The sequence below is a fragment of the Streptosporangium sp. G11 genome (genome assembly GCF_051192615.1).
Taxonomy (GTDB): domain Bacteria; phylum Actinomycetota; class Actinomycetes; order Streptosporangiales; family Streptosporangiaceae; genus Streptosporangium.
In genome coordinates this window covers 57,012-83,663 of sequence record NZ_JBPJUQ010000049.1, presented here as the reverse complement: position 1 = coordinate 83,663, position 26,652 = coordinate 57,012, and the positions used below count along the sequence as shown (strand labels likewise).

Genomic DNA, 26,652 nt, shown 5'->3' with positions numbered 1-26,652 from the left:
CGATCACCTACACCAGACCGGGCAACTTCACTGACTCAGCAACACCCAAACCGATCCACAGGTATTGACTATTGCTCCATCAGCGGAGATCACGACGCCTATGGTGTCACGCTGGTTCGGGCGTTTCCGGAGTGGATTCCAGGAGATGGCGGGCGGCGTTGGCGTAGCGGATGGCGGTCTTGTCGTCGATGCCGAACACGGTGGCCAGATGCAGTGGATCGGGACCGCGGGTCAGAGCCTCTTCGAGTTGGCGGTCGACTCGAAGGCGCTCCAAGGTGGCGGTCAGGCCCCGGACGGCGTGCGTGACCCAGAGCTTGCCGACCGGGGAGGTCTCCATCGCGGTTTGCTGAGTGAGCAGTAGGTGTGGGTTGGCGGTGCTCGGCCAGCGGCTGCGCCGGTAGTCCAGCCAGGCGAGGAGCGCTTGACGGGTGAGCTCGTCGAGGGGGCGAGGGTGGCCGCCTATGGTGACGCGGTGGTTGCCCAGGTCGACGTCGTCGAGTCGGAGGTCGCGGATCATCTTGGGCCGGGCCGCGTGGACGGCGGCCAGGGCGAGGATGAGGCGGATCGCTGGGGTCGTCGCGGTGGCGACGGCGTGGTCGATGTCGCCGGGGGTGAGGGGGAGGATCACCTTTTCCGGTCGGCGTGCGATGCGGAGGCGGATGGTGGGGTCGCGAAAGATTCGCCCGGTCTTTCTGCAGAAGCGCATGAGCGAGCGCAATGCCACGACGGTGTTCTCCCGCTTGGCGCCCTGCAGGGTGTCCTTGATGGTCACGATGTCGTCGCGGGTGACCTCGCGGAGGTGGTCGTAGGTGCGTGACCAGTCGAGCAGGATGGGCCGGATCTCGGTGAGGTAGCTCCAGACGGTCTGAATGCTGCGCGCTCGCTGGCGAGGCCCGCCCTCGTGCAGCAGGCGGGCCCATGCCTCGACGTCGGCGGCGATGCCGGGAGCGATGCCGCTCAGCTTGCCGGCCAGCCAGCGGTCGAAGGTGGGAATGCGGTCGTCATCGAGCAGGCCGATGCGGGCGAGGACTTCGACGGTGCGCCCGACGCTGAGGTCGTGGTGACGCAGTTTGGGAAACAGCTCCGAGAAGCGGATCATGTCGTCGGCGGTGTGGGTGGACAGCAGCATGACCAGGGCCCGGTCGACGTCGCTGATGATCCATCGGGTCCAGCCCCGAGCCTCGGCGAGAGCAGCGGCCGCCGCGCGGGCCGAGCGCAATGCTGGATTGGCCGGGTCGGCGTGTTGGCGCCGGTCGAACCTGGTGTAGTCGCGGCGCACTGTGATGGGCATCCGCAGCTGAGTCCAGCGGTGGGGTGATGTTTCTGGTTCAGCGGGCGGCGGCTGGGGACGGCGGCGTCGGCGTCCCTGCCGTCCAATGCGTGGCCCGGGGCCTTTGGATCGCTGCCGGTGCATGTTGCTGAGGAATAGTTGTTGGCAGGTGAGCTTGCGCAGGAACGTATCCAGCACGGTGACCTGGTCTTTCGCCTGCAGGCTGGCCTGCAGCCAGCACAGTCGGCAGTATCCCTTCTTGATCGGGACCTGTCGGTGGCAGCTTGCGCACTCGCCGATCTGGTGGAGCTGGCCGAAGGTATAGCAGGCGCGGCAGTATCGGCCCGGGAGCACGCCCCAGGCATAGCAGCCCACGCAGGTCGCCGCTGGCTTGGTCGGGGAGATGTAGCCCATCAGGCGGGTGGCAGCGACCGACCGTCGCGTCGCTTGGGCGTCACCACGGGCGTCTCGCCCACCGCCTTGATTTGCGCCTGGCCGCTCTTGGCAGGAGCGGGCACGAGCTCCGGTTCGGGGATCAACAGCTCTGCGATGCCGCAACCGAGCACGGCGCAGATGACGTCCAGGTCCTCCAGCTTGACGCTGGCCGGATGGCCCGACCACAGGCCGGACATCTTCCCGGCGCTGATCACCATGCCGCGTTCAGCGAGTAGGCGCTGCAACTCGCTGGCCTTCCAGATGCCGCGGTTGGCGGCGGCCAGGCGCAGGTTCCACTTCATGGGCTCAGCCCCTTCAGCCGGTCGGCGGCTCGTTGCTGTCCGGCGAGCCAGGCCTCTTCGATGTGCGTGCGATGGACGTGGATGTACTTCATCGTGGTGGCCACCCAGGCGTGGCCGAGGGTCTCCTGGATGGCGATCAAATCCATTCCGGCGAAGTAGAGTTGGCTGGCGCAAAAGTGTCTCAGCACGTGCGGTGTCAGCTTCTCTTTCCAGTCCGGCAGGTGCCGGGCGGCGGCTTCGGCCAGCGCGGTGCGCAATGCTTCGGTGCCGACCCGGGCGGCGGTGCCGTCGGCGTTCTTTCGCTCCGAGGGCAGGAGCGGGACGCCGTGACGGGTGTGGTCGTCGCCGAAGTGACTCCAGACGTCCTCGACGAACCAGCGCAGCGTCCGGCCGGCGCCGTTGATCAGCGGAACCATCCGCTCGCGCGGGCCGGAGCCGCGGGCGCCCTTGCCGAGACGGACGTGGAGTTTGCCGAACCTGCCCAGCTCCCATTTGATGTCGGCCAGATCCAGGCTGCGAGCCTCGTTCACCCGCAGGCCGACCTCGGCCATCAGCCGGGCCGCAGTGTAGTTGCGGGCGGTGGGGGCGAACTTGCGACAGGTGGCAAGTTCTTCGCGCCAGTCGGCGAAAAGGCGGGTGATCTGCTCGGCGCTAGGCGGGATCCGCAGCGCCGCGTCCTTCTGCCCGCGCGGCCGGTTCATCTCATCGATTGGGCACTCCACCACGTGCCCGGTCAGTTGGTGGATCTCGATCTTGTGTCGTAGCTCCAGGAACAAGAAGTAGGTCTTGATCGCCTGAGCTCGCGACAATCGGGTGCCTTTGGCCGCACCGCGTAATACCTGGCCGAAGTAGGCGTCGGCGTCTGCCGGTTCCATCGACCACAACGGTCGGCCGAGCCAGGCCCGGACCTGCTCGATGTGGATTACCTCGGAGCTGATCGTGGCGTCCGACAGGCTGGCAGCCGCGCGGGCGAGGACGAACCCGGCCAGCACGTCGGTCTCGAACTCGGCCAGCTCTTCTGGGCCGACCGGGGCGCGCGCTTCACGGAGGTCTCGCACGACGGACAGGCTCAACCCACGCCCCCTCGTCTTCATCGGCGATGTCAGACGATCGAGAAGGACGATAGACCTTCAGAATCTCTGAAGTCTCATCAACTTCGAAAACTCCCGGAGCCCCAAGCAGAAAGCGCAGGTCCAGGGGATAGTGAGACTACAGAGACCTCAGGGAACCCAAGGCTTATCTCTTATCCCGGTGACCCGTTCACCGAGATGGCGCTGCCGTACGTCTCCGACGGCTACCTCACCAAGGTGAAAGGGAGCGCCCCGTCCAACGTGTGGGCGGTCGGCGGGATCGGGTGGGTCCACGATCCCGGGGGTTTCCCCAACGGGTGGATTCTCGATCCTGGGGGTTTCCCCAGCCCGCCGCGGCTTGCCTGCGGTGATTCGTATGAGAACGTCCGGCTTCGCGAGTCCGGCGACATTTGGCCGCTCGTCATGTACTGGGACGCCGGCGAGTGGCGGCGGCTGGAACTGCCCGGCTGGCGCGGCACCCTCGTGGACCTCGCCGTGTCCGCCCCCGACGACGTCTGGGTGGCCGGGCTGGCACAGGGTAAGCGCGAGGAGGTCACGCTCTTCCACTACAACGGCTACCGTTGGGCGAGGGAGACCGTGCATACCGGACAGCTGTACACCCTGGCCCTGGTGCCTGGCACGCGGGAGCTCTGGCTGGCAGGCACGTCCATGAGGAAGGACCGGCCGCCCGTGCCCGTCGTCTTCAGAAGGGGCTCCCCTCGCTAAGACGGTGACTCATTTGGTGAGTCGGCGGTAAGCGCCGGTCTGCCGGATCCAGCCTTTCTCTTTGGCAGGGACGGCGGCCTGGACGCGATTTGCGGTGCCCGACCGGGCCGCGGGTTAAGAATCACAGTTCCGATGTTCCTCAACCTCCGTGCTGGAGACACTCACGCCGACCGGGCGGGCGGTCGCCACCGATCTGCCGGACGGGTCACCGGCGCGGCGAATCAGCCGTGGCAGGCCGTTGCTTCCCACCAGGTCGGCATCGCCCAGGTTCTTGGCGACCACGGCACGCGATCCGATACACCAAAGACCATCCATCACCCTCCTAGATCAACATTTTGGCCCCTGGCCGCGGAGTTCTTGTGAACGCCCCGTGTCGGCCGGCAGGCCGCCGGTTCGCGCCTGTCCTTCGTGGACACCGCGAGCCGGCAGCCGGCCGCACGCCTACGCACCGATGGAGACGCCGAACTCCGCTTCGATGATCTTGAACATGGGATCCCAGGTCTTCCATTCGGTGTTGGTGTGGACGGCGATGGTGTGTCGGCCGTCGGGGGTGCCCACCGCGAAGATCCAGGATCCCCAGAAGCTGCCACCCACGCCGCGCAGCGTCCGGCCGCTCATGGCCTGCTTGTCGAACTCGAACAGGCCGAGGCCGTATCGGGCGTGCGGCATCCAGTAACCACCCTCGGTGGAGACCGTGGTCCACATCTGGCGGTGCTGGGCGGGCGGCAACAGGCTACCGCTGGCCATCGCGTTGGTGAAGCGGATCATGTCGCCGGTGGTGGAGACGACGTTGCCGGCCGACCAGCCCCATGCGGAGTTGAACTCGGTGACCTCCAGGGGCGGGATGCCGGGCTCCTCGATCAGCGATTCCCAGTTCTCCGGGGTGATCGCCGCCGGGTCGACGCCGTCCTTGAAGAACAGGTTCGAGTACGCTCGCGGGTGCGGATCGGGGTATCCGGTGTCCGTGGAGGGGCGCACGCGGGTGTTGGTCAGGCCGAGCGGCCGGATGACTCTGCGCTCGACCTCCTCGGCATAGCCGTTGCCGGTGACCTTCTCGATGATCGCGCCGGCGAGGTAGAAACCGCCGTTGGCGTACTCGAAGCGTTCGCCGGGCTCACCGACCGGCGGCTGGGACACCGCCACCCTCAGCAGCTCTTCGGTGGTGAAGGTGTCGAAGCGATGCTCGACGAACCCGGAGCGGGTGGCGTAGCGGTGGCTGATCTCCGGTGCCAGGCCGGTGGCGAACAGTCCACTGGTGTTGCTGAGCAGGTGCCTGATGGTGATCTTGTCGCCGTCGTAGCCGTTGACGTTCAGCACGCCGGGCAGCCACTTGTTCACTGGGTCGTTGAGGCTTAGCCGGCCCTCGGCCTCCAGGGTCAGGACCACGGCGGCGGTGAAGGCCTTGCCGCCGCTGCCGGTGTGCACGTACTCTCCCGGCCGGCGTTGGGCACCGGTCTTGAGGTCGGCCACGCCGGCGGTGCCGAACCAGGTCCGGTCACCGTCCTTGACCTCGGCGACGATGCCTGGGATGCCGAGCTCGGCCACTGCCCAGTCGAGCACCTGCTGTACTTTCCCGTGCGTTGCCATTGCACTGCCTTTCTGACGTTTCCTCTGTATGTCCTCCACGATGTCCGGCGGCTCTGACAGGTGTCTTATAACGCTCTTACAACCGGCACAGGCTTGCTGTAAGGGGGTTCTCGGGGCGGCGGATGTGCACGGCGGCGGGCACGACTTGGTACCGAGTTCCCCTCGGACCGGCTGTAACTCACCGGTGCTTGATCGGCTTCCTTGCCCGTTAGCCTGTTGAGCATGCGGATTGAGGTGCTGGGGCCGGTCCGGGCGTATGTCGACGACGGCGCGCCGATCGATGTCGGCGGCACCAGGGTTCGCGCGCTGCTGGCCAGGCTGGCACTGGCCGGGGAGAAGTGGTGTCGGTCGATTCGCTTCTCGACGGCCTGTGGGGGGAACGCCCGCCCGGGGACGGCGTCAACGCGTTGCATGCGCTGGTGCATCGGCTGCGCAGGGCTTTGGGCGGGGCCGGGGTCGTGGAGACGGTGGCCGACGGGTACCGCCTGCACGTACGCCCCGAGCACGTCGACGCGGTCCGGTTCGAAGAGCTGGCGAAGCGGGGCGGTCGCGAGCTGGCCGCGGGTGCGGCGGGGCGGGCGGGCTCGCTGCTGAGCGAGGCGCTGGCGCTGTGGCGGGGAGATGCGCTGGCCGATGTGCGCGATATCCCTTTTGCCGGTACGGCCGGCGCGCGCCTGGACGGACTGCGCGTCGGGGCCGCCGAAGACCACTTCGAGGCGGAGCTGCGGCTTGGGCACCATGGCGAGATCCTGGCCGATGTGGAGGCGGCGGCCGTGGACCATCCGCTGCGCGAACGGTTGGCCGGGCTGCGGATGCGGGCCTTGCATGCGGCGGGCCGCCAATCCGATGCGCTGGCCGTGTTCGAAGAGGTCCGTCGTACGCTCGCTGAGGAGCTGGGCGTCGACCCCTCCGAGGAACTGCGGAAGACGCACGTCGCCGTGTTACGGGGTGAGCTGGAGGTTTCCGAGGCCGCCCAGGCTCGGCCGGAGGCGTTGCCGGGCCGTCTGCCGGCCCAGCTGACCAGCTTCGTCGGCCGGGAGGAGGAGATGAGGTCGCTGGCCGGGTTGCTGGAGACCTCCCGGCTGGTCACCGTTGTGGGGCCCGGGGGGTGGGGAAGACCCGGCTGGCCATGGAGGCGGTGAGTCGGCATCGGGCCCATCGGCGTAGCCGGGTCTGGTTCGTTTCCCTGGCCGGGGTGAACACGGCCGACGGGTTGCCGGAGGCGGTGTTGGGCACGCTCAGCGTCGTGGTCACCCGGCCTTCCGGTACGCCGCTGGAGCGGGTGGTCAGTCTGCTCGCCGGTGGTGAAGGCGTGCTGGTGCTGGACAACTGCGAACAGATCTCCGGGCGCGTCGCGGAGTTCGCCGGGCACCTGCTGGAGCGCCTGCCGTACCTGAGCATTCTGGCCACGAGCCGGGAGCCGCTTGAGGTCATGGGTGAGGCGCTGTGCCGTCTGGGCCCGCTCGACCTGCCGCCGGCCCACGCGGATCCCGTTCGCGCTCGCGAATCGGCCGCGGTGCGGCTGTTCCTCGATCGGGCGGCCGCCGTGCGGCCCGGCTTCGCGCTGGACGCGCCGGCGGCAGGGCCGGTGGTGGACATAGTGCGTCGGCTGGATGGGCTGCCGCTGGCCCTGGAGCTGGCCGCGGCGCGGCTCCGTACGATGAGCGCCGATGAGGTCGCCCGGCGGCTGGATGACCGCTTCCGGCTGCTCAGCACCGGCAACCGGGCCGCCCAGCCGCGGCAGCAGACGCTGCATGCGGTCATCGAGTGGAGCTGGGATCTCCTTACTGATCAAGAACGGACGCTGGCCCGCCGAATCTCGATATTTCCGGCGAGAGCCGGGAATGCGGTGATTGGGGGGGGCTGTTCGGATGAGGCGATTCCCGCGGGCGAGGTCGTCTATCTGCTGGACTCTCTGGTCGACAAGTCCATGGTGGAGCGGGCCGGCGACGGCTACCGGATGCTGGAGACCATCCGAGCCCATGCGGCGGAGAAGCTCCGGCTCGCGGCGGAACGCGAAGCCGTGATGCGCAGGCTCACGCGGCACTTCGCCGACCTGCCCGCGGAACACGAGCCGCTGCTGCGCTCGGACAAGCAGGTGGAGTCGCTGCGATTGTTCGAGGCTGAGTACGACAACCTGATGTTCGCCCTGCAAACGGCCATAGACGGTGGCGACGCTGAGACGGCGGCCCGGATTCTCGGGCCGCTGTACTGGTACTGGGTCATGATCCGCTACGACGGTCGGGCCGATGCCTACGTGTCCAGGGTCCTGGAATTCGGCGACGCGCTGCCCGCGGACGCCCGGGCCGCGTTCACCGCGATCCACCTGGTGGGCGGCGAGGGCGGGCCGATCAAAGACCCCGGACGGCTGCGCGCGCTCATCGACGACTGCGCGCACACGGGCGCGTTACGGCGTTATCCGATGCTGCTGACGATGGCGCTGATGATGGCGGCGATACTCGGACTGGATGAGCTGGTCGACCAGGAGATCGCCCGGGTGCGGAGCGGCTCGGACCGCTGGGCGATCGCCTGCACCTTCATGATCGAAGCCATGCGGTATCGCGAACGGGCCGAGCGGGAGAGCTCCGCGATCGCGATCGCGATGGCAGCGGCGCTGCGTGCGTTCGCGGAGACAGGCGACCGATGGTGGACGGCGAAGACGCTGTACGGCCTGGCGCAGATCCACGCCATCGCCGGTGACCACGACCAGGCGATCGCCGCCTACGAGCGCGCCGTCGCGATCGCCACCGACCTCGGCTCGCAGGACGAGGTCTCAACCCGGCTCGGGCTCGCCGCCGAACGCATGCGTGGCGGCGACCTGAAGGGCGCCCGGCACGACATCGAAACCGCGGAACGAGCGGTCTGGGATCGCGGTCAGCCCATACTGGCGATCGAGGTCCTCGGCGGCCTGGCCGAGCTGTACCGCCGCTCCGGCGAGGTCGAACGGGCCGATCAAGAACTCGACCGGATGGAGACGCTCGCCCGCGAGCTGCCCCTCCTGGCCGAGACGATGCAGAACCAGCTGGTCCCCGCCAGGATGGCGAACCTCCTCACCGCGGGGGACGCCGCACGCGCGCGCCGGCTGCTGCCCCGCACCGTCCAAGCGGCGCAGGCGCAGATGGACATCCCATCGGCCGCCCAGCTCCTGGCCCGGCTGCTGTTCCTGGAGGGTGATCCGGCCGGCGCGGCCACCGCGCTCGGCCTGAGCCAGGCCGTCCGCGGTACCTTCGACCACGGCGACGTCGAACTGCGCTCGCTCGTGGAGGCTCTCGTGGACCGGCTCGGCCGTGCCGGATACGACAGTGCTTACCGCCGAGGCGCCGACATGACACGGCACGAGGCCATCGACCGGCTGACGAAGCTGCGCTGACAAGGCCGCCGTAACACCACGTCACCTCAGGTCAGAGACGGGACCAGTGAGGGGCGGTGAAGAAGTACTCGCCCGCCGGACCGCCCTGGGCCGCCGGGATGGTGAGCTTGGCGCCCGTCGGCCGGTAGGCGTGTTCACGAGTGTTCGATCGACGCGCCCAAGGGTCTCGCCGCCCGTGAGCTCCGAAGACGGCGACCGCCCGCGCGGGCCCCGCTGAACCAGCTCGTATCCAGGTGCGTAGCTGGGGGTGTCAGAGGCGTGAACGTCCGTCAGGAGGAGGCCCAGTTGGCCGGTCCCACCGATCGCAGCCGAGCGCATGCCACCGCGCACAGCCCGTCATATTTCTCGCTCATGCGGGCCGCGCCGGAGCAGGGGGAGGAGCTGATCGACTTCTGCATTCCCTGTAACCCGTATTTCCCCACCCCCGAGGTCTTCGGCGTCCTGGAGCAGAACCTCAGCACGATCCTGAAGTTCTACCCCAGCGGCGCCGACACGATCACGGCCGAGCTGTGCGGGGTGCTGGGCCTGAACCCGCAGACCGTCGTGATGGGCAACGGGTCGACGGAACTGATCACCTGGATCGACCACCTGCTGGTCAGGGAGAGCCTGGCCGTCCCGATCCCAACGTTCGGCCGCTGGACCGATCAGCCGATGGAGACCGGCAAGCGCGTGGACATGTATCCGCTGCCGGAGAACCAGGGGTTCGCGCTGGACGTGGACGCCTTCGTCAACTTCGTCCGGCACCGCGGCTCCCGGGTGGCGGTCATCTGCAACCCGAACAACCCCGACGGGGGCTACCTGCGCCGCCACGAGGTCATCGCCCTGCTCGACAGGCTCGTCGACCTGGACCTGGTCGTGGTGGACGAGTCGTTCATCGACTTCGTCGACGCCGAGCCGTACCCGAGCGTCGCGAACGAGGCCGCGATCCGGCCCAACGTGGTGGTGCTGAAGAGCCTCGGCAAGAACTTCGGGCTGCACGGCATCCGCTTCGGCTACATGGTGGCCAACCCCGCGCTGGCGGACAGGGTGCGGCGGGCCCTGCCCAAGTGGAACCTGAACTCCTTCGCCGAGACCGTGGTCTTCATGATCCGCCAGTACATGTCCGAGTATCTGGACAGCCTCCGCCTGCTCGCCCTGGACCGAGAGTCGATGCGCTACCAGCTGACCCGGGTCCCCGGCCTGACCGTCTTCCCCTCCCAGGGCAACTTCCTGCTGGTACGGCTTCCCGGGGGCAGGGACGGCGCCGTCCTGCGCGACCAGCTGCTCGAGGAGCACAACCTGTTCGTCCGCGAGTGCGGCAACAAACTCGGTATGACCAGCCAGTTCATGCGCCTGGTGGTCCGGCCGGAGCGGGACGTGCGGCGCCTGATCAGCGGGCTGTACGCCGTCCTCTACGAGAGCGGGAACAGGTCGCTGAGTTCTGTGCCCCCACCCCTCCCGGCGCCGACCCCGATCCCGACGCCCACACCTCTGTACGACCCCCTGCCCGCGTCCCTCTCGACGCCCCTGCAGACGCAGACGCCCCTGTACGAGGGCGACCGCCGCTTCGACATGCTGTCGTCGGCCCTGCCGCCCTCCATCTGAGGCGCCCGCGCTCAACCTCCCGAGGTGCCGCGCCGGGGCGGGCGGGGCAGGAAGCCACTGGTCCTGGCCAGGTAGTCGGCGTACTCGGGGCCGCGGTGCCGCGCCATCCGCCGCTCGAGCAGGGCCTTTCCGCTCTTGTTGACCAGCATGTGGGTCATCAGGAGCGGGGAGACGACCGTCAGCAGCGCCGCCCAGTGGGAGCAGGCGATGAGGAACAGGCCCCACCAGGCGACGGCGTCGCCGAAGTAGTTGGGATGCCGGGTCCAGGCCCACAGGCCGCGGTCCATGACCCTGCCCTGGTTGGCCGGGTCCGCCTTGAACCGGGAGAGCTGGTGGTCGCCGACCGCCTCGAACAGGAAGCCGAGGACCCACAGGGCGACGCCGACCCAGGTGACGATCCCGAGCGGCGCGGTCTCGTACATGGCGACCTGCACGGGCAGTGACACCACCCACATGATCGCGCCCTGCGGCCAGTAGACGGTCCTGATCACGTACGGCACCACGGGGCCGGTGTTCCTGCGCATCAGCGCGGTGTAGCGCGGGTCCTCGCCCTTGCCGCGGTTGCGCCCGTGGATGTAGGCGCCCAGCCGTATCCCCCAGATCGCGGTGAGCGCCAGCACGATGATCCGCCGGGCGTCGAGGCCCTCGCCGAGGATCTGGGAGGTCACGAAGCTGACCGCCGCCACGACGACGAAGCCCAGGCCCCAGACGGTGTCGACGAAGCCCTGGTTTCGCGTGCGCAGCGCGTAGGCCATCGTGGCGAGCATGGTGAGCAGCACGGCGACCGCCGTGACCAGCAGGTTGATCAGCAGGCCTGTCAACGGTTCATCTCCTCGGCGAGGTCCAGGAAGCCGTCCTGGGCGTTGACGTAGCGGTGGGCGGGGCCCTTGCGGCTGCGGTCGAGGAGCTCGGCGAGCCTGGCGGGAGTGAGAACGGCTTCCGAACCGGCCTCCAGGCCGGTCCCCGAGCCGACCTCCGAGCCGGTCTCTGAGGTGGCTTCCGAGCCGACCTCCGAGCCGGAGCCCGAGCCGGTTTTCGAGCCGGTCTCCGAGGTGAGAACGGTGCCCCACTCGACCGAGTCGGCGGAGCGCAGGCCGCCGCCCGCGGCCACGATCACCTCGCCGTTGAGGGTGCTCCGGGGGTCGCAGAGCGCGGCGACCACCGGGGCGACCGCGGCGGGATCCATCAGGTGGCGGTGCTCGGCCACCATGTTGTTCTCGGTCATCTGGGTCAGCGCGTACGGGAGCAGGACGTTGGTGAACACCCCGCGCCCGGCGCCCTCGGCCGCCACGGTCCGGCCGAGGGCGATCACCGCGCCCTTGCTCGCCGCGTACGCCGAGACCGTGGGCTCGCCGTGCAGCCCGGCGGTGGAGGCGACCAGCACGATCCGGCCGTGGCGCTGCTCGCGCATGACGGCCGAGCAGGCCGCGGCGACCTGGGCGGTGCCGAGCACGTTGGTGCGGATGACGGCCTCGAACGCCTCGGGTGACGCCTTGTGGAACATCGCGGGGCCGCTGACCGCGGCGCTGGTGACGCAGGCGTCGATTCTGCCCCAGGTGCCGAGGGCCAGTTCCACCAGGTGGCGGGCGGTGGCCGGGTCGGCGACGTCGCCGTGCTCGGCCACGGCCTCGCCGCCCGCGTCCCGGATCTCCCGGACCACGTGGTCGGCGGGGCCCAGGCCGTTCTCGTCGACGACCCGGTTGCGGTTGTTGACCACCAGGCGGGCGCCCAGCCCGGCCAGGTGCAGGGCGAACGCCCGTCCCAGGCCCCGCCCGCCCCCGGTGATCACGATGACCTGTCCGTCGAGCGATCCCATGCGCCGCTCCTCCCATCGTCCAGTAACTCTTTTAAATGTAGTGAGAGGGTCGAGGGGCGGCAATACCGTCTTGAAGCAGTTTTTCCGTGCGGACCTGGAAGGATGGTCCGAGGCGCGTTGACGGCATACTCTTCTTGTTGTAGTAAGAAACGGACAGCAGACGGATCTCAGCGAGGAGGCGCGCCCATGCCGGACGCGGTATGGATCCTGGGCGGCTACCAGAGCGACTTCGCCCGCAACTGGTCGCGAGCCGGTCAAGGGTTCGCCGAGCTCACCGGGGAGGTCGTGCGCGGCACCCTCGACGACGCCGGTCTCGCCCCCTCGGACATCGACGTCGTCCACGTCGGCAACGCCTTCGGCCAGCTCTTCACCGGCCAGGGCCAGCTGGGCGGCATGCCCGCCACCGTCGAGCCCGGCCTGTGGGAGATCCCCGCGGCCAGGCACGAGGCGGCCTGCGCCTCCGGCGGCGTCGCCGCGCTGGCCGCCATGGCCGACATCGAGTCCGGGCGCTACGACTGCGCCCTGGTCCTCGGCCTGGAGCTGGAGCGCACCGTGCCCGGCGACCTCGCCGCCGGACACCTCGGCGCCGCCGCCTGGGTCGGCCACGAGGGACAGGGCGCGAAGTTCATGTGGCCCCACATGTTCAGCGCCCTCGCCGACGAGTACGACCGGCGCTACGGCCTCGACGACGCCCACCTGCGGGCCGTCGCCGAGCTCAACTTCCGCAACGCCAGGGCCAACCCCAACGCGCAGACGCGCGGGTGGACGTTCACCGAGGCCAGCTTCGCCGCCGACGACGAGGCCAACCCGGTGGTCGAGGGCAGGCTGCGGCGTACGGACTGCAGCCAGATCACCGACGGCGGCGCCGGAGTGGTGCTGGTCGGGGAGCGTTTCCTGGCCCGCCACCCCGAGCTCGCGCGCGAGGGCCGCCTCGCCCGGGTGCTCGGCTGGGGGCACAGGACCGTCGGGCTCTCGCTGGAGATGAAACTGGAGCGCAGCCGCGACGAGCCGTACGCGCTGCCGCACGTGCGGAACGCGGTGCTCGACGCGTTCTCCCGCGCGGGTGTCGGCGGCGTCGACGACCTCGACGGCATCGAGACGCACGACTGTTTCACCATGTCGCAGTACGCCGCGATCGACCACTTCGGCATCACCGGACCCGGTGAGAGCTGGAAGGCCATCGAGAACGGCGACCTGGAGATCGGCGGGCGCATCCCGGTCAACCCGAGCGGCGGTCTCATCGGCGGCGGCCACCCGGTCGGCGCCACCGGGGTCCGGATGCTCCTCGACGCCGCCCGCCAGGTCACCGGCCGGGCCGGCGACTACCAGGTCGAGGGGGCGCGCCGGTTCGGCACGCTCAACATCGGCGGCAGCACCACCACGACCGTCAGTTTCGTCGTCGGAGCCGAATAGGCCGGGGCGGAGTAGACCGGGCGAAGACAGCGGGCACCCCCGCGAGGCCCGGTCACCCGAGGGACCGCGCGGTCCAGTCACACGAGGAGAAGACCAATGGACGTCGAAGTCGTCGGACGCGTGCTGTCGACCCTGCCGCAGGACGACGACCACCCGTACCGGACGGGTCCGTGGCGGCCGCAGACCACCGAGTGGCGCGCCGAGGACCTCCAGGTCGTCGAGGGGGAGATCCCCGCCGACCTCGACGGGGTCTACCTGCGCAACACCGAGAATCCGGTGCACCCCGCGCTGGAGCGCTACCACCCCTTCGACGGCGACGGCATGGTCCACGTCGTCGGGTTCCGCGACGGCAAGGCCTTCTACCGGAACCGCTTCATCCGCACCGACGGGCTGCTCGCCGAGCGGGAGGCGGGCAAGCCGCTCTGGGCGGGGATCGCCGAGCGGCCCGCGAACTCCCCGCGCCAGGACGGCTGGGGGGCCAGGGGCCGGATGAAGGACGCCTCCAGCACCGACGTCGTCGTGCACGCGGGCGTCGCGCTCACCAGCTTCTACCAGTGCGGCGACCTCTACCGGCTCGACCCACTCACCCTGGAGACGCTCGGCAAGTCCGAGTGGGGCGGGGCCTTCCCCTACGACCTCGGGGTCTCGGCGCACACGAAGGTCGACCCGCACACCGGGGAGCTGCTCTTCTTCAACTACGGCACCGACGAGCCGTACATGCACTACGGCGTCGTCGGGGCCGACGACAGGCTCAGCCACTACGTGGAGGTCCCGCTCCCCGGGCCGCGCCTGCCGCACGACATGGCCTTCACCGAGAACTACGCCATCCTCAACGACTGTCCCATGTTCTGGGAGCCCGAGCTGATGGCCAAGGGGCTGTACGCGGCCAGGTTCCACCCCGAGCTGCCGACCCGGCTGGCCGTCGTGCCACGGCGCGGAGGTGCCCGGCCGATCCAGTGGTTCGAGGCCGACCCCACCTACGTGCTGCACTGGGTGAACGCGTACGAGGAGGGCGACGAGATCGTCCTGGACGGTTTCTTCCAGGGCGACCCCGAGCCCAAGGACACCGGCGACGGTAGCTTCCACCAGCGGATGTTCCGCTTCCTCGCGCTCGACCGCATGCAGACCCGGCTGCACCGCTGGCGGCTGAACCTGGTCACCGGGCGGTGCCGGGAGGAGCGGCTGACCGACTCCATCACCGAGTTCGGCGTGCTCAACAACGCCTACAGCGGGCGCCGCCACCGCTACACCTACGCGGCCACCGGCCTGGAGGGGTGGTTCCTGTTCGACGGACTGGTCCGCCACGACCTGCTCACCGGCGGCGAGGAGCGCTTCGGCCTGCCCGCCGGGGTGTACGGCAGCGAGCCCGCGATGGCCCCGCGTGTGGGATCCTCCGCCGAGGACGACGGTTACCTTGTTACGCTGACCACCGACATGAACGAAGATCGTTCCGAGTGCCTGATCTTCGACGCGGCCAGGGTGGCCGACGGTCCGCTGGCCAGGCTGAGGCTTCCCGAGCGCATCTCCAGCGGCACGCACGCCACCTGGGCGGCGGGCGACTCGATCCCCGGCTGGCGTGACGCCGAGTCACCGGCCGGCGCCCTGAGGCTGTGACCGGCGTGGCCCGGCCCGTGACGGCGGGAACCGGCGTCGCCGGTCCCTCCGGTGCGGGGGCCGACGCCTCCGGTCGAGGGGTCGAGGAAGCCTCCGGTCACGACACGGTGGGGACGGCGCTCGCCGGTCCCGCCGTGGCGCGGGCGAAGGCCGCCGTTCCCGGTCCCGGAACCTCGGGAGGGGACGCGGCGAAGGGCACCCGGGACCGTGGCCTACAGGAGACGCGCGTGCTCGTGCACCCCATGGACCGTCCCACGCAGCTTCCCCCCGGGCACACCAACGCCGTCGGTCTCACCCTCGGGCTGATCGGCGACGAGTGGAACCTGCTGATCCTGCGCTACGCGCTGCTCGGGGTGCGCCGCTACGGGGAGTGGCGGCAGGAGTTGCCCATCTCGCACGCCGTACTCACCCGGAGGCTGGCGTTCCTCACCGAGATGGGCGTCTTCGAGCGGGTCGAGTACCAGAGCAGGGCCAAGCGGTTCGAGTACCGGCTGACCAAGCGGGGCCGGGACCTGTGGCCGATGCTGCTGTCGGTCTGGGCGTGGGAGTCGCGCTGGGTGCCCGAGCACCAGGAGTCGCTGCCCAGGATGGTCCACCGGCGCTGCGGCCGGGAGTTCCTGCCCATCCTCACCTGCGCCGCCTGCTCGCGCTCCGTACGGCCCCGCGACGTCGTCGGCGGTTTCGGGCCGAGCGGCACCTGGGAGCGCTCGGTGCCCGCCGCCACGACTCGCCGCCGCTCCGGCTCCACCACCGACGGCGGCGCGGGCATGTTCCCCGAGACGATGGCGCTGGTGGGCAACCGCTGGTCGGCGGCCATCCTGGGCGCCGCCTTCCAGGGACTGCACCGCTTCCGCGACTTCGAGCAGCGCCTGGGCGCCCCGCCCACCATCATCGCCGACCGGCTCCGGGTCTTCTGCGAGCTCGGCGTCTTCGAGCAGGTACCCAGCGCCGAGCGGCCGGACTGGCTCAGCTACCACCTCACGGAGAAGGGCCGCGCCTTCTTCCCTGTGACGATGACCGGCATCGACTGGGGACAGCGGTGGTTCCGGGCGGCCGAGGGACCCGCCCTCGTCTACACCCACCGGGCGTGCGGGCGTGACTTCCAGATCCAGCTGACGTGCGACGCCTGCACGGCACCGCTGCGCGGGCACGAGATCGTGGTGCAACGCCCGGGGTGAAACGGCCGGGCGGCTCGACGGGGCCGGGCGGCGACGTCCGGCCCGCGGGAAAGGCCGGACGGCGACGCCTGACCTTTTGAGAGGCCGGACGGCGACGCCCGGTCCGAAAGAGAAGACCGGACGGTGACGCCCGGTCCGGAAGAGAGAAGGACGACCATGCCCCCCACCCCCGTCGCCGACCTCCTGCGCCTGTCCGCGAGCCGCGCGCCCGACGTCGTCGCCGTCACCGGTGACGGCCGCACCGTCACGTACGGGGAGCTCGCCGAGCGCTCCGACCGGGTGGCCGACGCCCTGATCGCCGCGGGCCTGGAACCCGGCGACCGCGTGGGATACGTCGACCGCAACGCCACCGAGTACTTCGAGCTGCTCTTCGGCGCGGCTAAGGCGGGCGCGGTGCTGGTCCCGCTCAACTTCCGGCTGGCCCCGGAGGAGATGCGCTGGATCCTCGCCGACGCCGACGTGTCGCTGGTGGTCGTCGGCCCCGAGCACACCGAAGTCCCGGCGGGAGACGGCGTGCCGGTGATCGTGGCCGGTCCCGCCTACGAGGAGTGGCTGGCCGGGGCGCGGCCCCGGGACCCCAAGCGTGACGCCACCGGGGACGAGCTGCTCGTGCTCATGTACTCCTCCGGCACGACGGGCAGGCCGAAGGGCGTCAACATCACCGCGTCCGGGCTGGCCTCGGGGGTCGCGCTGTTCGGCTCCTGCTTCGACCTGGGCGGCGGGTCCGGCGGGGCGGTCAGCATGGTGCCGATCCCGTACTACCACATCGCCGGCGCGGGCTGGGCGCTCATCACGATCGCCGAGGGCGGCACCCTCGTGCAGTGCCGCGAGCCCACGCCCGCCTCCATGCTCGACCAGCTGATCCGCCACCGCGTCACCCACACGGCGATGGTCCCGGTGGTGATCCAGGTGATGACCGAGCTGCCCGCCGCCCGCGACGCCGACTTCTCCGCGCTCCGGCAGATCGTGTACGGCGCCTCGCCCATCACCGAGAGCCTGCTGGCGCGGGCGGTCGCGCTGTTCGGCGCCGAGTTCTTCCAGTCGTACGGGCTCACCGAGACCATCGGCGTGACGACCCTGCTCGGTCCCGACCAGCACCTGCCGGACAACCCGGTCAAGGGGCGGCTGCGCTCCGCCGGGCGGGCGGTGCCCGGTATGGAGGTCGCGATCCTCGACCTGGAGACGGACCTGCCCGCCGACCCCGGCGTGGTGGGAGAGGTCATCGTCCGGGGCCCCTGCGTGACGACCGGCTACTGGCGCAACCCCGCCGAGACGGCCGCCGCCTTCCTGCCCGGCAGCTGGCTGCGCACCGGCGACGCCGGGTCGATGGACGGCGACGGCTACCTCTACCTGCACGACCGGATCAAGGACATGATCGTCAGCGGCGGGGAGAATGTCTACCCCGCCGAGGTGGAGAGCGCGCTGGCCGGGCACCCCGCGGTGCTGGAGACCGCGGTGATCGGCATCCCCTCCGAGCGCTGGGGCGAGACGCCCCTGGCGGTCGTGGTGTCCCGCCCCGGCGAGGAGGCCACCGAGGAGGAACTGCTCGCCTGGACCCGCGAGCGGCTGGCCCACTACAAGTGCCCCACCGCCGTCTCCTTCGTCGACGCGCTGCCCCGCAACCCCTCGGGCAAGATCCTCAAGCGCGAGCTGCGCCGCCCCTGGTGGGAGGGCACCGACCGCCGGATCGGCTGACCTCCGCGCGGCGACGGACCCGCGCTATATCAGGATTCGCCGGAAAGGCCGGCGGGTGAGCGTCCGAATCACCCGCCGGCCGGGCGTGGGCGCTCCACGTGACGTCACGGGTGTCCAGGCTCATGATCCGGCCCTCCTCCCGCGCATGATGACCGCGAACGCGGGGACGCCGATCAGGGCGGTGAGGACACCGACGGGCACCTCCCGCGGGGAGAACAGCGTGCGCGCGGCGGTGTCGGCCCACAGCAGGAAGATCGCCCCGTACAGCGCGCAGGCCGGCAGCAGCACGCGGTGGCGGACGCCCACCAGGAAGCGGACGGCGTGCGGGACGACCAGGCCCACGAACCCGATGGCGCCGCTCGCGGCGACGAGGACCGCGGTGCTCAGCGCGGTGGTGACGAGCAGGAGGAACCGCGTCCTGCCGGGAGCGACGCCGAGCGAGGCGGCGATCTCGCGCCCGAAGGCCAGGGTGTCCAGGGCGGGGGAGGCGGCCCAGCACACCGCCAGGCCGATCCCCGTCACCGCCGCGCAGAGAAGGGCGGTGCCCCAGCTCGCCGAGGCGAGCGAGCCCAGCAGCCAGAACGTCACGCCGCGAGTGCTCTGCGCGTCACCGGCCCAGATGACGACCAGGCTGGTCAGCGCGCTGAACAGCTGCGAGACCGCCACCCCCGCCAGCACGACGCGCAAAGAGCCGCCCGATGTCGCGCCGACGAGCATGAGCACGCAGCAGAAGGCCGCCAGGCTGCCGGCGAAGGCGCCCGCCGTCAGGGCGGCCGCGGCCCCCGATCCCAGACCGAGGATCAGGACGGCCACCGCCCCGGTGGACGCCCCGGAGGAGATGCCGAGCAGGTAGGGGTCGGCCAGCGGGTTGCGGGTCAACGTCTGCAGGACCGCCCCGCACACGGCCAGGCCACCCCCGACCAGCGTCGCCAGCAGCACCCGTGGCAGGCGCAGCTCCCAGACGATCGCGTCCCGCAGCGGGCTCGGGAACTCCACCGGGAGGCCGAGGTGCGCGGCGACGCTCTGGAACACGTCGCCCACCGACAGGCCCGCGGCCCCGACGGTCACCGCGAGCGCCACCGACAGCGGCAGCAGCACCAGCCCCGCGCCGCCCACCGAGAGAGCGCGTCGCCGCCCGGCCCGTGGGACCGTGGCGCCCCCCTGTCGCCGCGCGATCCGCCGAGTCGCGACGGCGTCCCGCCGCCGCGCGGCCCGCGACGCCGCGGCGGGGGCCTCGGGATCGGCGGGCACGGCCGTTGTGGTGGTACGTACGAAGTCGTCGGAGGTCATCGCCCACCCCGGCTTCCCGCGGGAGTTCCGGGATCGGGCGTCGCGGAGGTACGCGGCAGGTCGTCAGAGGTCATCGCAGGTCAGCGCCGGGCGAAGACGACGTGGTCATCCAGGTACTGCCAGACGGTTCCCACCTCGGTGAAGCCCGCCGTACGCAGCGCCGCGAGGTGGAACTCCAGCGGCGCCGGAGGCTGCGGCGGGCGGTCGGCGAAACGCCGCTCGCGTTCGGCCAGCAGGGGAGCCAGCTCGGGATGGTGAGCCGCCATGGCCCACCACTGCTCCCAGGTGGCGGCGCCGTCGGCGAAGGCCGCCCGCTGCACGGCGGCGTCGTGGGCGGCCGACAGCCGCCGGAGTGCCGGATGCCCGTCACCGAAGCGCAGGTGGTCGGCGTTGAGGAGTACGGAGCCCGGCGGCAGCAGCCGCGCCAGCTCGGTGTACACCTCCAGCAGCTGCCCGGGGGAGAGCCAGTGCAGCGCAGTGGAGGTCAGCACCGCGTCGAAGCTCCATCCGGGCAGCGCCGCCGACCAGCCCGCGTGCGCCAGGTCGGATTCGACCACGGTGGCACGGCCGTCGTGGCGTGCCAGGACCGAGCGCGCGAGCCGTGTCAGTACCGGGTCGTAGTCGACGGCCACGGCGCGCGCCCGGGGGAAGCGGCCCAGTACGCGGTCGGTGATCGATCCGGGCCCGCAGGCCAGGTCGAGCACGATGGGATCGGCGGGGCAGTGCAGGCCAAGCACATCGAGCATCACCTGGAAGCGGTTCTCGCGGTGGGCCACGTAGGCGGCCTGCTGCTCCTCCCATGAGGAGAACAGGTCCCGCGAGGTCACGGGAGTGGCGGAGGGAACGGGGAGATCGGTGGGGGTGGTCATTCAGGGTCTCCGGGAAGGTCGGTGGTCGTGCGGTGGTACGACAGTGCGGTCGTGCGGTCCGGGGCCGCGGGATCGTGCGGGGGTATGCGGGGGCGGGCTTGAGACCGCGGTCCGGGACACGCGCGGGGCGCGGACCGTAGGCCGCGGTCGTGGTCTGCGGGGGAGGGGGAGGGGTCAGCTGTAGAGGTCCCGCAGGCCCTTACCGACCTGTTCCACGGCGCCGACGCTCCTGATCGAGGGGTCCATGGCCGATCCGGGGACGACGATGAAGCGGTTCTTTTTGACCGCCGTGAGCCGGGAGGCGACGGGGTCGGAACGCAGGAAGCTCATCTTGGCCTCGGCGCTGTCGCCGTCACCGCCACGGGTGAGGTCGGCCAGCACGATCACGTCCGGGTCGCGCTCGGCGATCTTCTCCCAGCTTCCCTCGGACCACTGCCGGGGGATGTCGGAGAAGGCGTTTCCCGCGCCGAGGAACGTGCCGATGGTGTCGGGCAGCCCACCGCGGCCCGCGATGGCCGGGGTCTTCGTCCCGGAGTAGTACCACATCAGCTTCATGTCCGGACTCGCGCCGGTCGCGTCCCCGGTCACGTCCTTGGCCGTCTTCTTGGCCGCGTCGAGGCGCTTTCGCAAATCGGCCACCACGCTCTCGCCGCGCTCCGGGATACCGAAGATCTTCGCGATGTCGCCGATCTCACCGAAGATGGCGTCGAAGGTGACGGAGGAGGGGATCAGGCCGGGGTCCTCGCAGTCGTTGGAGGAGAGGTAGGCCGGTATCCCGAGCCCGGCCAGATCCTTCCTGGTCCCACCGGCGTCCGGCGCGTAGGCGGAGGCGCGCATCGAGTAGACGAAGTCCGGCCCGGCGGCCAGCAGGGCCTCCCGGCCGGGATACTGGGCGGCCAGGACGGGGACCCTGTCGTAGTCGGCCTTGAACTCGGTGAGCACCGGGTCCGTCCGGTACGCCGTGCCCGTCATCCGGTCGGCGAGCCCCAGCGCCAGCATGATCTCTGTCGCGTTCTGCTCCATGGAGATCGCCCGGCGCGGCGGCGCGGCGACCTTGAGGGGCAGGCCGCAACTCGTCAGCTCCGTGACGACGGGCGCGGCCTCGCCGGCGGCGCCGGTGGCGCCGGTGGACGTGCCGCTCGCGCTCCCGCAGGCGGCGAGTGTCAGGAAGAGGGAACCCACTATGAAAATGGGAACGGTTTTCATAGTGGGCGACTGTACAGCACGAAAGAAGGTGTCGAGAGGCGGGGGCCGGTCGCCGTGTGGTCAGGAGGCGGGCGGTGGCGCGCTTCCGTTGTAGAACGGGTTCTCGGGCAGTCGCTCGGGCGTGACGAGCAACCGGATCACCCCGGCCTTCACCTGCCAGGCGTTCCAGACGGTCCAGTCACGTCCGACCCGATCGGACGGGAGCGGCTCGAAGGACAGCCCGCCCGTCTTCGCGTCGATCCGGACGAGGCTGAACGTCGTGGCCAGGTCGCGTTTCCGCGCCTCGGTCAGGATCTCGTCCACCGGACGGCCATTCCTCAGCCGGACCCCGGCGAACATCTCACCCGGGGCCATGGCCAGGTCGAAGTTCGCGTACTCCTCCTCCGGTTTCGCCTGGCGCCCCAGTTTGACGTCCACCTTGCCGGTGAAGCCGGAGGGAATCCGCATCACCATCACGCACCCGGCGTCCTTTCCCGGCTCGCATTCCTTGGGAGCCGTTTCCATCGAGAGGGGGACACCGCCGAACCGGGGACCGGAGGGATCCGGTGTCCTCCCCCCGTCGGGCCTGTCGCCACCGGTGATGACCATTCCCATGATCTTGCCCACGCTGCCCCGCGAGACGGGTACCGGTCGCAGCGTGATGTCCAGGCCGACCGCGCGGAACGCCTCGGTGTACTTGGCGTGGTCGGCGAACGGGTCCTTGATCCGGGCGACGTACTGCTCGCCGTCCAGCACGATGTCGACGGCGGAGTTCGCGTAGCTCGTGGCGCTCCCGTCGCGCAACAGGCCGGGACCGGCGACGACCCCGGCGACGAGCACCCCGGCGATGACCGTCCCCGTCACCAGGCGCGGTCTCCACGACCACCGGTGTGACGGCGAGACCACGGGGGCATCGGACCCGGATTCGGACATGATCGACGCCAGCAGCGCCCGAGCCCCCGCCGCGGACGCCTGACCGGCCAGTTCGTCGTCGCGGACGCGGGCCGGCAGGCCCACCGGCTCATCGGTGTTCTTCACGAGGACCTCCATGTCGAGACCCGGGCGGCCCGGTTCATCGGTGTGAATTCGATCCCGGCCTCCGCCAGCCCGGATGAGAAGCGCTTGCGGGCCCGGTGGAGCCGGACGCGTACGGCGTTGCGGGAGCGGCCCAGGACGAGGGCGATCTCCCCGGCGTCCAGGCCCTCCCAGGCCACGAGCGACAGCAACTCACGGTCGTCGTCGGACAGGTCACGAAAAATCCGTCCTATCGCCCTGATTTCCATTTCTTCCCCGGGTGGGGACGTGCGGGCGTAGAGATCGGTGATGTTCTCGCGCAGTGCCGCCTGGTGGATGTGACGGCGTATCCGACCCCGGCGGTGGTTGGCGAGGACGTTGCGCGCCACGCCGTACAGCCACAGCCTGGCCTGCTCGCCGGGCGGCAGGTCGTCCACCCGGCGCCACGCGATCTCGAACGTCTCGGCCACCACGTCGGCCGCGTCCTCCGGAGAGTCGCAGCGACGCATCGCGTAGCCGAGGATCCGTTCGTACGTGTCGAGGTAGACCATCTCGAATAGGGCTTTTCGGTCATCATGCACGGGCGCTTCCCATGGCAGGACGCCTCCTCGGCGGTGAGGGTTGCGGACACCCCCTCATGTCCGAGGCGTCAGGATCATTTCATCCGAACCCAGGAAAAACAGGTGTGCGTCCCTGGATCTCGTCTCGCGGGCGACGGTCCCGGGCGGCCTCACCCTGACCGTCGCCCGGGACCGCGCCCGGGACCGCGGCGAAGGCGTCGCGGAGGCGGGCGGTCAGGTCGGCGCGGACCGGGACGCCGGGCAGGCCCGGCCCGTGCCACCAGCCCCTTTTTTTGACACCGGTTGTCGGTAACGTGATGAGGACGTCAACGAGAGGACACGGAGATGGGCGACAGGCATCCCGCGCTCGCACGGCTCGACGCGCTCGCCGGACGATGGACGGTGCGGCCGAAGGTCGAGGGCGTCGGCACCGCGTGGACCGAGTTCGCCTGGCAGGAGGGCGGCGCGTTCCTGCGCCAGGACTCCGGCACCGACCCGATCCCGGACACCACACCGAACCCGTGGCGGGACAACGCGCCGTTCCCGACCACCGCCGTGATCGGCCTCGACGACGCCACCGGGGAGTTCACCATGCTGTACGCCGACGCCCGGGGCGTGCACCGGGTCTATCGGATGACGCTCGCCGACGGCCTGTGGACGGTGTGGCGGGACGCCCCCGGGTTCGGCCAGCGCTTCATCGGCACGCTGAGCGCCGACGGCGACACCGTGGACGGGCGGTGGGAGATGTCGACGGACGGCGTGACCTGGAGCCTCGACTTCGAGCTGACCTACACTCGCGTACGGTGAGGAGCCGATCTCCGATGCCGGGGCCGTAGCCTGTGAGCCGTGCCGGGACCGGTGCCGCGTCCGGGAGGAACGCCCTCGCTCTCGACCCGCGAAGCGCGGACCTCGCCTACGCCCGCAGCGCCCGTGACCGGTTTCCCGTCTTCTCCCGGGCCGCGTACACGCACGGTGGCGCGTGAGGTCCGGTCACGTGTGCTGCATCGGCGGAATGTCCTGACGGTATCTCCGCGTGCCGAACAGGAGCGCTGACTGCGGGCCGACGAAGAGCTCGCGGTAACGCCCGTCGATGATGTCCTGGCTGGACGCCAGGATGACGTGCCGTTCGTCCTCCGCGCGGGCGAGTTCGAGCAGGCGCAGGCACAGGCGCATGGCCGCCTCGTCCGTGGGAGTCGGCTCGTACACCTCGAACAGGCGCAGCTGCCGGTAATCCCTGCCGGGAACCCGCTCCGGCCGCTCGACGACCGTGCGAACCGGTCTGAACGCCATGGTGCCCACCTCGGCGCCGAGGTCCGGGTGACCGACCTCGGCCAGTTCCTCCGTCAGCTCGCGCCGCAGGCACTCGGCGGCGGACTCGCGGTCGCTCCCGCCGTTGAACCAGCGCAGGAACGGCGCGAGCGAGCGCGCGGGAAGGAAGCCCCGAAGGTCGCGTCGCGTGATCCCGGCGGGGGAGTCGCGCCGCTGCTCCCGGAAGGAGAACCTGTCGAGCACGGCCTCCGCCGAGGCGTGGAACTTGAAGACGCCACCCGGCGGCCCGTACGAGCCGGGCGTGTACGGCGTGTGGAACAGGACGTACCGATCGCCTTCCCTGATGCGAAGAAGAGCGCTCATCGACACCCGGACGGAGCCGACGGGAGTCAGAACCACCGTCAGTACGGAAAGGTTGTGCCGATTGCGCCACATAAGGGCGCCGATTGCGGCAAGTGCGCTGGCCATGAGACTGGAAATGATGCCGATGACCATCGGGCCTCCGACTCCTCGGACCGTGGGAAAGAGCGCACCGCCAGCTTGACACAGGGGATCGGCCGGGCAAAGGCGCGGCATCCGGGTCCGCCGCCGCACCCGGGAAGGTACGTCACGAGCGTGAGTCCCGTGGCGGAGGTGCCGAGGTGCCGCGCCTCACCCGCGAGCGGCGCCACGACACCGCCACGACACCGCCACGACACCGCCGCGCTGGACGAGGCGTTGCCCGAATCGCCGGCGGAGGAGGCCGTGCGTGTCACGTCCGAGGACATCCCGTGTGGTCAGTCCTCCGGTCCGCCGGGGCCGCGGGCCTCGCGGAGGCGCGTTTTGAGGAGTTTGCCGCTCGCGTTGCGCGGCAGCGCGTCCACGAACGAGACGTCGGCGGGGCACTTGAAGTGGGCCAGGCGCTCCCTGGCCCAGGAGATCAGCTGCCGGGCGGTGACCGGTTCCGCGCCGGGGCGCGAGACGACCACCGCGTGCGGCACCTCGCCCCAGCGGTCGGAGGGCACGCCGATCACGGCCACCTCGGCGACCGAGGGGTGGCCGGTCAGCACGCTTTCCACCTCGGCGGGGTAGACGTTCTCGCCGCCGCTGACGATCATGTCCTTGATCCGGTCGTGCAGGTAGAGGTAGCCGTCGGCGTCGAAGGAGCCCCCGTCGCCCGTCCGCAGCCAGCCGCCGGGCAGGATCGTCGCGGCCGTCGCCGCCGGGCGCCGCCAGTAGCCCGCCATCACGTGCCCGCCGCCGATCAGGACCTCGCCCCGCTCGCCGGGACCGAGGTCCTGCAGCGTCTCGGGGTGCACCACGCGCATCGGCACGCCGTGCATCGGGCGGCCCGCCGACAGCAGCCGCCCCTCCAGGCCGGGGCCGGGCAGGTGGTCGTCCGGGTGCAGGACGGTCACGCCGCCGGTCGACTCGGTGAGGCCGTAGCTCTGCAGGAAGCGGCAGCCGATGGACTCGGTCGCCGCCCGGATCACCGGCAGCGGGATGGGGGAGGAGCCGTACACGACGATCTTCAGCGCCGACCAGTCGTACTCCCGCACGCCGGGCAGCGCGACCAGCCGCTGGATGAGCGTCGGCACCAGGGCGGCGTGCGACACGCGCCGGGAGATCAGCAGGTCCCGGAGCTCCTCGGGGGCGGTGGCGTGTTCGAGCAGCAGGGCCGCGCCGTTGACGGCCGCGACCATCGCCAGGCCGAGCCCGGAGATGTGGAAGTACGGGATCGGCGCCATCGCCACCGACGTCTCGTCGATGCCGATCTCGTAGTGCATGGTCGCCAGCGCCTGGCCGAGGTTGCGCCCGCTCAGCATGATGCCCTTGGGCAGGCCGGTGGTCCCGGAGGTGTAGAAGATCAGCGCGGTCGAGCCGGGGTCGGCGAGGACACCCGGGTCGTCGGCCGGGTGGCCGTCCAGCCAGTCTTCGTACCGGGTCGTTGCGGGGTCGCCGTCGGCGGTGACCACCCGGGTGAGGGAGGGCACGGCGCCTGTCTCGGGGGCGAGGCCGCCGTCCCCGGAACCGAGGACGAGCACCGACGGCTCGGCGTCGCCCAGGATCTGGGCGACCTCCGCCGGGGCCAGGCGGTTGTTCACGGCCGTGGCGATCGCGCCGATCTTGGCGGCGCCGTACAGCACCTCCAGGAAGGAGGGGGCGTTCGCCCCGATGTAGGCGACCCTGTCGCCCGCGCCCACCCCGTCGGCCAGCAGCGCGCGGGCGGCCCGGCTGGAGCGGGCGTCGAGGTCGGCGAAGGTCGTCACCCCGCCGGGCTCGATCACCGCGGGCAGGCCGGGGGTGGCCGCCGCCCGGCGGCGGAGGATGTCCGCCAGGCGCTCCACCCGGGAGCCGTCGGCGTGCAGCGCGTAGTCGGCGTCGGGTCCGTGCCGGACGGGGCCGGTGACGACGGGAACGGTCAC

The 26,652-nt window shown here is 70.6% G+C and carries 22 protein-coding genes; 9 read left to right on the top strand and 13 right to left on the bottom strand.

The window, feature by feature from the left end; all coding sequences use genetic code 11:
- Nucleotides 1-106: 106 nt before the first annotated feature.
- Genes ACSDR0_RS34065 through ACSDR0_RS34055 form a run of 3 tightly spaced genes read right to left on the bottom strand, consistent with a single transcriptional unit; the run spans nt 107 to nt 3,080 of the window.
- Nucleotides 107-1,684, bottom strand: coding sequence for a tyrosine-type recombinase/integrase (locus tag ACSDR0_RS34065; RefSeq protein ID WP_435293039.1), 1,578 nt, complete (start codon nt 1,682-1,684; stop codon nt 107-109).
- Nucleotides 1,684-2,007, bottom strand: coding sequence for a helix-turn-helix domain-containing protein (locus ACSDR0_RS34060; protein WP_435293038.1), 324 nt, complete (start codon nt 2,005-2,007; stop codon nt 1,684-1,686). Before ACSDR0_RS34060 ends, ACSDR0_RS34065 begins: the two co-directional genes overlap by 1 nt.
- Complete coding sequence (locus ACSDR0_RS34055) at nt 2,004-3,080, bottom strand: tyrosine-type recombinase/integrase (protein ID WP_435293037.1); 1,077 nt, start codon at nt 3,078-3,080, stop codon at nt 2,004-2,006. Before ACSDR0_RS34055 ends, ACSDR0_RS34060 begins: the two co-directional genes overlap by 4 nt.
- Nucleotides 3,081-3,275: 195 nt before the next feature.
- Between ACSDR0_RS34055 and ACSDR0_RS34050 the strand changes: the two genes are divergently transcribed.
- Nucleotides 3,276-3,803: a hypothetical protein gene (locus ACSDR0_RS34050; RefSeq protein ID WP_435293036.1), complete on the top strand. Its 528-nt coding sequence runs from the start codon at nt 3,276-3,278 to the stop codon at nt 3,801-3,803.
- A gap of 441 nt (nt 3,804-4,244) precedes the next feature.
- Here the strand turns inward: ACSDR0_RS34050 and ACSDR0_RS34045 are convergent, their stop codons facing one another.
- Nucleotides 4,245-5,363 (bottom strand): serine hydrolase domain-containing protein, encoded by a 1,119-nt coding sequence (locus ACSDR0_RS34045; RefSeq protein WP_435293035.1) that lies wholly within the window; start codon nt 5,361-5,363, stop codon nt 4,245-4,247.
- Between the two features lie 368 nt (nt 5,364-5,731).
- Between ACSDR0_RS34045 and ACSDR0_RS34040 the strand changes: the two genes are divergently transcribed.
- The 3 genes from ACSDR0_RS34040 to ACSDR0_RS34030 all read left to right on the top strand — a co-directional run bounded on the left by ACSDR0_RS34040 (nt 5,732) and on the right by ACSDR0_RS34030 (nt 10,344).
- Nucleotides 5,732-6,532 (top strand): AfsR/SARP family transcriptional regulator, encoded by an 801-nt coding sequence (locus ACSDR0_RS34040; RefSeq protein WP_435293034.1) that lies wholly within the window; start codon nt 5,732-5,734, stop codon nt 6,530-6,532.
- 53 nt (nt 6,533-6,585) lie between these two features.
- Nucleotides 6,586-8,760 (top strand): ATP-binding protein, encoded by a 2,175-nt coding sequence (locus ACSDR0_RS34035; protein ID WP_435293033.1) that lies wholly within the window; start codon nt 6,586-6,588, stop codon nt 8,758-8,760.
- A gap of 258 nt (nt 8,761-9,018) precedes the next feature.
- Complete coding sequence (locus tag ACSDR0_RS34030; RefSeq protein WP_435293032.1) at nt 9,019-10,344, top strand: pyridoxal phosphate-dependent aminotransferase; 1,326 nt, start codon at nt 9,019-9,021, stop codon at nt 10,342-10,344.
- A gap of 11 nt (nt 10,345-10,355) precedes the next feature.
- On the opposite strand, the gene ACSDR0_RS34025 is transcribed toward ACSDR0_RS34030, so the two are convergent.
- Together ACSDR0_RS34025 and ACSDR0_RS34020 are read right to left on the bottom strand one after the other, a co-directional pair.
- The gene (locus ACSDR0_RS34025) at nt 10,356-11,165 is read right to left on the bottom strand and encodes a DUF1295 domain-containing protein (protein WP_435293031.1); all 810 of its coding nucleotides are present in this window, start codon (nt 11,163-11,165) and stop codon (nt 10,356-10,358) included.
- Complete coding sequence (locus tag ACSDR0_RS34020; RefSeq protein WP_435293030.1) at nt 11,162-12,160, bottom strand: SDR family NAD(P)-dependent oxidoreductase; 999 nt, start codon at nt 12,158-12,160, stop codon at nt 11,162-11,164. The genes ACSDR0_RS34025 and ACSDR0_RS34020 overlap by 4 nt, the downstream gene beginning before the upstream one ends.
- Before the next feature lie 186 nt (nt 12,161-12,346).
- Between ACSDR0_RS34020 and ACSDR0_RS34015 the strand changes: the two genes are divergently transcribed.
- From ACSDR0_RS34015 to ACSDR0_RS34000, 4 genes are all read left to right on the top strand, one after another.
- Nucleotides 12,347-13,573: an acetyl-CoA acetyltransferase gene (locus ACSDR0_RS34015; RefSeq protein WP_435293029.1), complete on the top strand. Its 1,227-nt coding sequence runs from the start codon at nt 12,347-12,349 to the stop codon at nt 13,571-13,573.
- 96 nt (nt 13,574-13,669) lie between these two features.
- Nucleotides 13,670-15,187 carry a carotenoid oxygenase family protein gene (locus tag ACSDR0_RS34010; RefSeq protein WP_435293028.1) on the top strand — a complete coding sequence of 506 codons (1,518 nt, stop codon included), beginning with the start codon at nt 13,670-13,672 and terminating at the stop codon, nt 15,185-15,187.
- A complete protein-coding gene (locus ACSDR0_RS34005; RefSeq protein WP_435293027.1) occupies nt 15,184-16,365 on the top strand; it encodes a winged helix-turn-helix transcriptional regulator in 1,182 nt (393 codons plus the stop codon). The genes ACSDR0_RS34010 and ACSDR0_RS34005 overlap by 4 nt, the downstream gene beginning before the upstream one ends.
- Before the next feature lie 156 nt (nt 16,366-16,521).
- Complete coding sequence (locus tag ACSDR0_RS34000) at nt 16,522-18,060, top strand: long-chain-fatty-acid--CoA ligase (RefSeq protein WP_435293026.1); 1,539 nt, start codon at nt 16,522-16,524, stop codon at nt 18,058-18,060.
- Between the two features lie 120 nt (nt 18,061-18,180).
- Here ACSDR0_RS34000 and ACSDR0_RS33995 read toward each other — a convergent pair whose 3' ends face one another.
- The 5 genes from ACSDR0_RS33995 to ACSDR0_RS33975 all read right to left on the bottom strand — a co-directional run bounded on the left by ACSDR0_RS33995 (nt 18,181) and on the right by ACSDR0_RS33975 (nt 22,999).
- Nucleotides 18,181-19,350: a FecCD family ABC transporter permease gene (locus ACSDR0_RS33995; RefSeq protein WP_435293025.1), complete on the bottom strand. Its 1,170-nt coding sequence runs from the start codon at nt 19,348-19,350 to the stop codon at nt 18,181-18,183.
- Nucleotides 19,351-19,430: 80 nt separating this feature from the next.
- A complete protein-coding gene (locus tag ACSDR0_RS33990; RefSeq protein WP_435293024.1) occupies nt 19,431-20,219 on the bottom strand; it encodes a class I SAM-dependent methyltransferase in 789 nt (262 codons plus the stop codon).
- Nucleotides 20,220-20,393: 174 nt separating this feature from the next.
- Nucleotides 20,394-21,401 (bottom strand): ABC transporter substrate-binding protein, encoded by a 1,008-nt coding sequence (locus ACSDR0_RS33985; protein WP_435293023.1) that lies wholly within the window; start codon nt 21,399-21,401, stop codon nt 20,394-20,396.
- Between the two features lie 84 nt (nt 21,402-21,485).
- On the bottom strand, nt 21,486-22,442 hold the full coding sequence (locus tag ACSDR0_RS33980; protein ID WP_435293022.1) for a hypothetical protein: 957 nt from the start codon (nt 22,440-22,442) through the stop codon (nt 21,486-21,488).
- Nucleotides 22,439-22,999, bottom strand: coding sequence for an RNA polymerase sigma factor (locus ACSDR0_RS33975; RefSeq protein WP_435293021.1), 561 nt, complete (start codon nt 22,997-22,999; stop codon nt 22,439-22,441). Before ACSDR0_RS33975 ends, ACSDR0_RS33980 begins: the two co-directional genes overlap by 4 nt.
- A gap of 324 nt (nt 23,000-23,323) precedes the next feature.
- Between ACSDR0_RS33975 and ACSDR0_RS33970 the strand changes: the two genes are divergently transcribed.
- On the top strand, nt 23,324-23,785 hold the full coding sequence (locus tag ACSDR0_RS33970; RefSeq protein WP_435293020.1) for a hypothetical protein: 462 nt from the start codon (nt 23,324-23,326) through the stop codon (nt 23,783-23,785).
- Between the two features lie 183 nt (nt 23,786-23,968).
- Here the strand turns inward: ACSDR0_RS33970 and ACSDR0_RS33965 are convergent, their stop codons facing one another.
- Together ACSDR0_RS33965 and ACSDR0_RS33960 are read right to left on the bottom strand one after the other, a co-directional pair.
- Nucleotides 23,969-24,610 (bottom strand): hypothetical protein, encoded by a 642-nt coding sequence (locus tag ACSDR0_RS33965; RefSeq protein WP_435293019.1) that lies wholly within the window; start codon nt 24,608-24,610, stop codon nt 23,969-23,971.
- Nucleotides 24,611-25,023: 413 nt separating this feature from the next.
- Nucleotides 25,024-26,652: a long-chain-fatty-acid--CoA ligase gene (locus tag ACSDR0_RS33960; protein WP_435293018.1), complete on the bottom strand. Its 1,629-nt coding sequence runs from the start codon at nt 26,650-26,652 to the stop codon at nt 25,024-25,026.